The sequence below is a fragment of the uncultured Mailhella sp. genome, from assembly GCF_944324995.1.
GTDB lineage: Bacteria > Desulfobacterota > Desulfovibrionia > Desulfovibrionales > Desulfovibrionaceae > Mailhella.
The window spans coordinates 23563-30164 of record NZ_CALUYL010000033.1; the positions used below are offsets into that span (position 1 = coordinate 23563).

General features: G+C 62.3%; 5 protein-coding genes. All 5 read left to right on the forward strand.

The genetic code is table 11. From position 1 onward, the window contains the following. The first annotated feature begins 11 nt into the window (after positions 1–11). The 5 genes from murC (at position 12) to ftsZ (ending at position 5958) form a co-directional block, all read left to right on the forward strand. Entirely contained in the window at positions 12–1394 is a 1383-nt protein-coding gene (gene murC, locus Q0K02_RS11545; RefSeq protein WP_294489029.1) for a UDP-N-acetylmuramate--L-alanine ligase, read from the forward strand. Beyond that, a complete protein-coding gene (locus tag Q0K02_RS11550) occupies positions 1391–2329 on the forward strand; it encodes an FAD-binding protein (RefSeq protein ID WP_294489031.1) in 939 nt (312 codons plus the stop codon). Before murC ends, Q0K02_RS11550 begins: the two co-directional genes overlap by 4 nt. Next, the gene (locus Q0K02_RS11555) at positions 2317–3240 is read left to right on the forward strand and encodes an FtsQ-type POTRA domain-containing protein (protein ID WP_294489036.1); all 924 of its coding nucleotides are present in this window, start codon (positions 2317–2319) and stop codon (positions 3238–3240) included. The genes Q0K02_RS11550 and Q0K02_RS11555 overlap by 13 nt, the downstream gene beginning before the upstream one ends. 179 nt (positions 3241–3419) lie before the next feature. Next, the gene (gene ftsA, locus Q0K02_RS11560) at positions 3420–4670 is read left to right on the forward strand and encodes a cell division protein FtsA (RefSeq protein ID WP_294489039.1); all 1251 of its coding nucleotides are present in this window, start codon (positions 3420–3422) and stop codon (positions 4668–4670) included. 28 nt (positions 4671–4698) lie between these two features. After that, on the forward strand, positions 4699–5958 hold the full coding sequence (gene ftsZ / locus Q0K02_RS11565; protein WP_294489041.1) for a cell division protein FtsZ: 1260 nt from the start codon (positions 4699–4701) through the stop codon (positions 5956–5958). Positions 5959–6602: the final 644 nt, after the last annotated feature.

Genomic DNA, 6602 nt, shown 5'->3' on the forward strand with positions numbered 1-6602 from the left:
CCGGGATATTCATGAACAACAAGATTCGCGCCATTCACATGATAGGCATAGGCGGCTCCGGCATGAGCGGCATCGCCGAAGTGCTCCTCAACCTCGGCTACAGCGTTCACGGCTCCGACCTTGCCAACAGCGCCACGGTGCAGCGTCTGCGCAGCCTCGGCGCGGTGATTCACCTCGGTCACGCCGCCGAAAACCTCGGCGACGCGCAGGTGGTGGTGCGCTCCTCCGCCGTTTCCGACTACAACCCCGAAGTGCAGGCCGCCCGCGAACGCGGCATCCCGGTGATCCCCCGCGCAGAAATGCTCGCCGAACTCATGCGTCTGCGCACGGGCATCGCCGTGGCCGGAACCCACGGCAAGACCACCACGACCTCCCTCACCGCCGCCATCTTCGACGCCGCCGGTCTCGATCCCACGGTCATCATCGGCGGTCTGCTCAACGCCTACCGTTCCAACGGTCACCTCGGTCAGGGCGAATACCTCATCGCCGAATCCGACGAATCCGACGGCTCTTTCCTGTGCCTGTTCCCCATCATCAACGTGGTCACCAACGTGGATTACGACCACATCGATCACTACGGCACCCAGGACGCCATCGACGACGCCTTCGTCGCCTTCATGAACAAGGTGCCCTTCTACGGCATGAACGTCATCTGCGCCGACGATCCCGGCGTGCGCCGTCTCATTCCCCGCATCAAGCGCCCCTTCGTGACCTACGGCTTCGGACGCGACTGCCGCATCCGCGGCGAAATTCTCGAATGCGGCGCCGTGAACCGCTTCGACGTGTGGCTGCGCGGCCGCGACGGCGAAAAGAAACTGCTTTCCAACGTCACCCTCGCCCAGCCCGGACGCCACAACATCCTGAACGCCCTTGCCGCCATCGGCGTGGCCCTTCAGGCCGGCATCGCGCCCGAAAAGTGCGTCGAAGGTCTGGCCGCCTTCTCCGGCGTGGGCCGCCGCTTCGAGCTCAAGGGCGAAAAGAACGGCGTCACCGTCATCGACGACTACGGCCATCATCCCACGGAAATCCAGGCCACCATCCGCACCGCGCGTCAGGTGTTCCCGGGCCGCCGTCTCGTCATGGTGTTCCAGCCGCACCGCTTCTCCCGCACGCAGGCCCTGTTCGGCGAATTCTGCCAGACCTTCGGCAACGTGGACAAGCTCTATCTCACCGAAATCTATCCCGCGAGCGAAGCGCCCATTCCCGGCGTGAACGGCGTGAACCTCGCGCTCGGCATCCGTCAGTTCTCCAAGACCGACGTGTGCTACAAGCCCAACTTCGACGAAGTGGTGGAAGCGCTCAAGACCGAACTTCGTCCCGGCGACGTGCTCATCACCCAGGGCGCGGGCAGCGTGACCACCGTGGGGCCGCGAGTGCTGGAGAACATGGCGTGAACATCATAGACAGACCTGCCCTCGCTCCGCTCACCACCCTGGGCATAGGCGGCCGCGCCCTTGCGGAAATACGCCTCGACAACCCGGAAGACTGCCTGCGCCTGCCTGAGGCGCTTGCCGCCGCCGGGGGCTTTGTGCGCGTGCTCGGCGGCGGGAGCAATCTGCTTGTTCACGACGGCGATCTGCCGTTTACGGTGCTGCGTCCGCTCTTCGGGGCCAAGGGGCCCGACGGGCGGCCCGCCGAACCCGACATTCTCGGCGAAGAGGACGGCCCGGACGGCAGACGCGTGCTCATCCGCGCGGGCTCCGGCATGCGGGTTCCGCATCTTCTCGCCTGGTGCGCGGCGCGCGATCTTGCGGGACTCGAAGGTCTGGTGGGCGTGCCCGGCCGCCTCGGCGGAGCCGTGGCCATGAACGCCGGAGCCTACGGGTGCAGCACCGCGCCGCTCATGCGCTCGCTCGACGTGTTCACCCCGGAAAAGGGCCTGCACACGCTTTCCCCCGAAGGCTGGAAGGCCGCCTACCGGCACTTTTCCCTTGTGGAACCGTGCGCGTGGTACATGAGCGTGTCCGTCACGCTTTCCCTGCGCAGGGCCAAGCCCGGCAGCGTACGCGCCGCCATGAAGGAAAACTTTCTGCGCAAGAAAAGCGGGCAGCCCGTACACGAGCACACGGCGGGCTGCGTGTTCCAGAACCCCGAAGGACAGTCCGCCGGACGCCTGCTCGACGCGGCGGGCATGAAGGGCAGAAGGCGCGGAGCCATGTTCTTTTCGCCCATGCACGCCAACTTTCTCGCCCACGACATGAAGTGCGGCGTGCCCGGCCTCTGCGAGGACGCGCTTTTTCTCATCCGCGAGGCGCAGCGCGCCGTGCGTGAAAAATTCGGCGTGGAACTCGTCATGGAAGTCAAGGAGTGGTCGTCATGTCCCTGCTGAACGGCAATCACTCCCGCCGCAATTCCTATTCGCAGCGCCGAAAAAGCGTGTCGGAAGCGCCTTCGCGCGCAAAGAAATCCGGCGGCAACCGCCGCAAAAGCGCCGCACCCGCCAAAAAATCATCGCGCCGGTCAAAGCTCCGTCTGCCCGCCGTGCATGTGAGCTCCCGCGGCGTGCTTCTCGCGCTTCGCGTCGTGCTCGCCCTCGCCCTGGTGGGACTCTTCTTTTTCGGCGCGGGCCTCGGCCTCGTCAAGGCCTACAACTTCTGCACCACCAGCGACTATTTCGCCGTCACAAGCATACGCGTCACCGGCAACTCGCAGGTGAAGACCGAAGACATTCTCAACGCCTGCGGACTGCGCAAGGGCGAAAACAGCCTTCTTGTGAACGTTCACGAAGCCGAACAGAAGCTCGTGGACAATCCGTGGATCGAAAATGTATCCATCCGGCGCGAGCTGCCGGGCTCGTTCACCATCACCGTGAAGGAGCGCGTGCCGCTGTTCTGCGCCCGCAAGGACAACACTCTCTATTACATCAACGCCGCCGGCGAAATCATCGCGCCCGTGTCTGCGGACAATTTCCGTTCCCTGCCCGTGCTGGAAATAGGCCCCGGCGGCGACGAAGCCCTGCCCATGGTGGCCGAGTTCGTGGAAGAGTTTCGGCACGCGGGTTTTCCCTTTGACATATCACAGATTTCATGGATACGATTGAGCGCGGGCGGAGGCTTTGAACTGTACTGGGAAACGCGAAGGCTCCGTCTGAGTATCGGCGTCGAGAACTGGAAGGACAATCTCAGACGCATCGCTTCGGTGGTTACGGACATTGAAAAAAGGAAGGAAACCGTCATGGTCACCAGCATCCGCGCAGCCGACGGGCAGGTGTGGATGACAAAGGCCGCAGACCAGGAATAACCCCCCTTTTCCACCATAACGGAACGCAGGCTCCAAGAGCCTCCGACGCCTTGCGGCAGACTGGTTATCCGGCAAAAAAATGCTGGACAATTCGTCATTTTTGTGCTGCTTTTTTCAAGTCTATATTTAAACGAGGCATCTCCTTTCACAGGTATGCTCAGGTCATGGGGAGCTTATCAATGCCAAAATCCGAACTCATCGTCGGCCTTGACATAGGCACGACAAAAATCTGCGCCGTTGTCGGCGAACCCTCCGAAAACGGAATAGATATCATCGGGATAGGCACGAGTCCCTCCAACGGCCTGCGCAAGGGCGTGGTGGTCAACATCGATCAGACGGTACAGTCCATCCGCAAGGCCGTGGAGGAGGCCGAACTCATGGCCGGATGCGAAATCAAGTCGGTGTACGCGGGCATCGCGGGCAGCCACATCAAGGGCGTGAACAGTCACGGCGTCATCGCCATCAAGGGCGGCGGCGAAGTCACCCAGCATGACGTCGATCGCGTGCTCGACGCCGCCAAGGCCGTGGCCATCCCCATGGATCGCGAAGTCATCCACATTCTGCCCCAGGGCTACATCGTGGACGAACAGCGCGGCATCGCCAATCCCATCGGCATGTCCGGCGTGCGCCTCGAAGCCAACGTGCATATCGTCACCGGCGCGGTCACGTCCGCGCAGAACATCATCCGCTCCTGCAACAGAAGCGATCTTGACGTCTCCGACATCGTGCTCGAATCCCTGGCGTCCTCGAAGTCGGTGCTCACCGAGGAAGAACGGGAAATCGGCGTCGCCATCGTGGACATCGGCGGCGGCACCAGCGACATCGCCATCTTCACCAACAACGCCATCAAGCACACCGGCGCCGTGGCGCTCGGCGGCAACAATCTCACCAGCGACATCGCTTTCGGCCTGCGCACTTCCATTTCCGCGGCCGACAAGATAAAAATCAAATACGGCTGCGCCCTCACCGAAATGGTCCGTCCCGACGAGACCATCGAAGTGCCGGGCGTGGGAGGGCGGCCTTCCCGCACGGTGGAACGCCGCGTCCTTGCGGAAATATGCGAACCGCGCATGGAGGAAATCCTTGCGCTTGTGTATCAGGAGCTGGAACATTCCGGGCTCAAGCGGCAGCTTGGCGCGGGCGTCGTTCTCACGGGCGGCGCGGCACTCATTCCCGGCTGTGCGGAACTTGCGGAAGAAATCTTCCAGCTCCCCACCCGGCTGGGATATCCCCGCAACGTGGGCGGCCTGAAGGACGTCATCAACAACCCCAAGTTCGCCACGGCCGTAGGCCTGCTTTTCTATGGGGCGGAAAAGGAAAATGAAGACGCTCCCGTGCGTTTTGCGAGCGCCCCCTCTTCCGCTGCCGAATCCAGCCTGTTCCACGGGGTGTGGGAACGCATGAAGCGCTGGTTCGGAGATATTCGTTAATCTGTCGAACACCCGGAGACATGCTATTATGGACGATATGGTTCCCGATACAGAACAGGCCGCAAAGATCAAGGTCATAGGCGTGGGCGGCGGCGGCGGAAACGCCGTGCAGAACATGATCAACTCCCGCCTCGAAGGCGTGTCCTTCATCTGCGCCAACACCGATATGCAGGCACTCTCCCGTTCCCTCGCCGAAGAGCACATCCAGCTCGGCAAGGAACTCACGAGGGGTCTCGGCGCCGGCGCCAAGCCCGAAGTCGGACAGGCCGCCGCCGAGGAAAGCGTGGAAGACATCCGCAAGGTCATCGACGGCGCCGACATGGTGTTCGTCACCGCGGGCATGGGCGGCGGCACCGGCACCGGCGCGGCTCCCGTCATCGCCAAGGTGGCCAAGGAAAAAGGCGTGCTCACCGTGGGCGTGGTCACCAAGCCCTTCCGCTTTGAAGGCGAAAAGCGCATGAAAGCCGCCCTCAAGGGCATTGAAGAGCTCAAGCAGCACGTGGACAGCCTGGTCATCATTCCCAACGACCGCCTGCTCGCCATCGCGCCCAAGAACGCCAAAGTCACCGAAATGCTCAAAAAGGCCGACGACGTGCTCTACGACGCCGTGCGCGGCGTGACCGACCTCATCACGAAGCCCGGTCTCATCAACGCCGACTTCGCCGACGTGCGCACCGTCATGAGCCGCCAGGGCATGGCCCTCATGGGCGAAGGCCGCGCCTCGGGCGACAACCGCGCCCTCGACGCCGCCAAGCGCGCCATCACCAGCCCCCTGCTCGAAGACCTCTCCATCACGGGATGCAAGGCCATGCTGGTCAACATCACCGCCAATGAGGACATCGGCATGGACGAATTCAGCTCCGCCGCGTCCTACATCGAAGAGGCCGCCCGGGGCGCCAACGGCGAAGATCCCGAAATCGTGGTCGCCATGTCGCTCGATGAAAGCTGCGGCGAAGAAATCCGCATCACCGTCATCGCCACCGGCATCGAACCCGAAGCCGAAAAGCCCAACAAGACCGGCACGGGCACCGTGGTCACCATGAACGGCGGCCACGACCAGAACGTGCCCCCCGTGGTTCAGGGCTACCCCACCCGCCCGCGCCATACCCGCGATCCGCACGAAATCCTCGCCAGACCCAAGCTCTACAGCGAATACCCGCAGGACGATACCGATATCCCCACCTACCTGCGATACCAGGAACGCGCCAAACAATACCAGGAACCGGCCGAAGACTTCACCATAGAAGAAGACGACAGCCCCGCTTACCTGCGTAAACAAAATCACTAACCCCCAAAGCCTCCGGCCCAAAACCGGAGGCTTTTTTTGAAGAGAGAGGGGGAGAGATGCGGGAGAAGGAGGAAACCCTTTTGAAAAAGGGCTTTCCTCCTTCTCCCGCGCCCCCATCCTCCTTCCTAAAACTTTTATTTGTGGGGGGGGGCAGGCTTGTCAGGGGGAGTCGGAGGGGAGTGCTGTTCCCGGTTCCGGGGAAAAAGACGCAAGGAAAAGGTGCGGGAAAGGCCGCCGGAGAAATAATGCCTGGGGCGTGATGAAGACAGGAAAACGTCGTTCCCGATGTTCTTTTCTCCGCTCAAAACGCCCGTCTCACGCCGCCACACTCGTCTCCCCGGCGCTCCCATCCTGCTTTCGTCCGTCAAAACGCGGCAACATGAGGGAGGCCGCGGCCTTTTGCGGCGGGAAAAAGGGCGGAAAAGCTGCTGCAATGATGAAGCCCCTCCTTCCGTCAACGCTATGTGGGAGTACGAACCGGAGGAACCCCTTTTGAAAAAGGGCTTTCCTCCTTCCCCCGCGCCCCCATCCTCCTTCCTAAAACTTTCATTTATGGGGGGAGGCAGGCTTGTCAGTGGGAGTCGGAGGGGAGTGCTGTTCCCGGTTCCGGGGAAAAAGACGCAAGGAAAAGATTCGGGAAATGC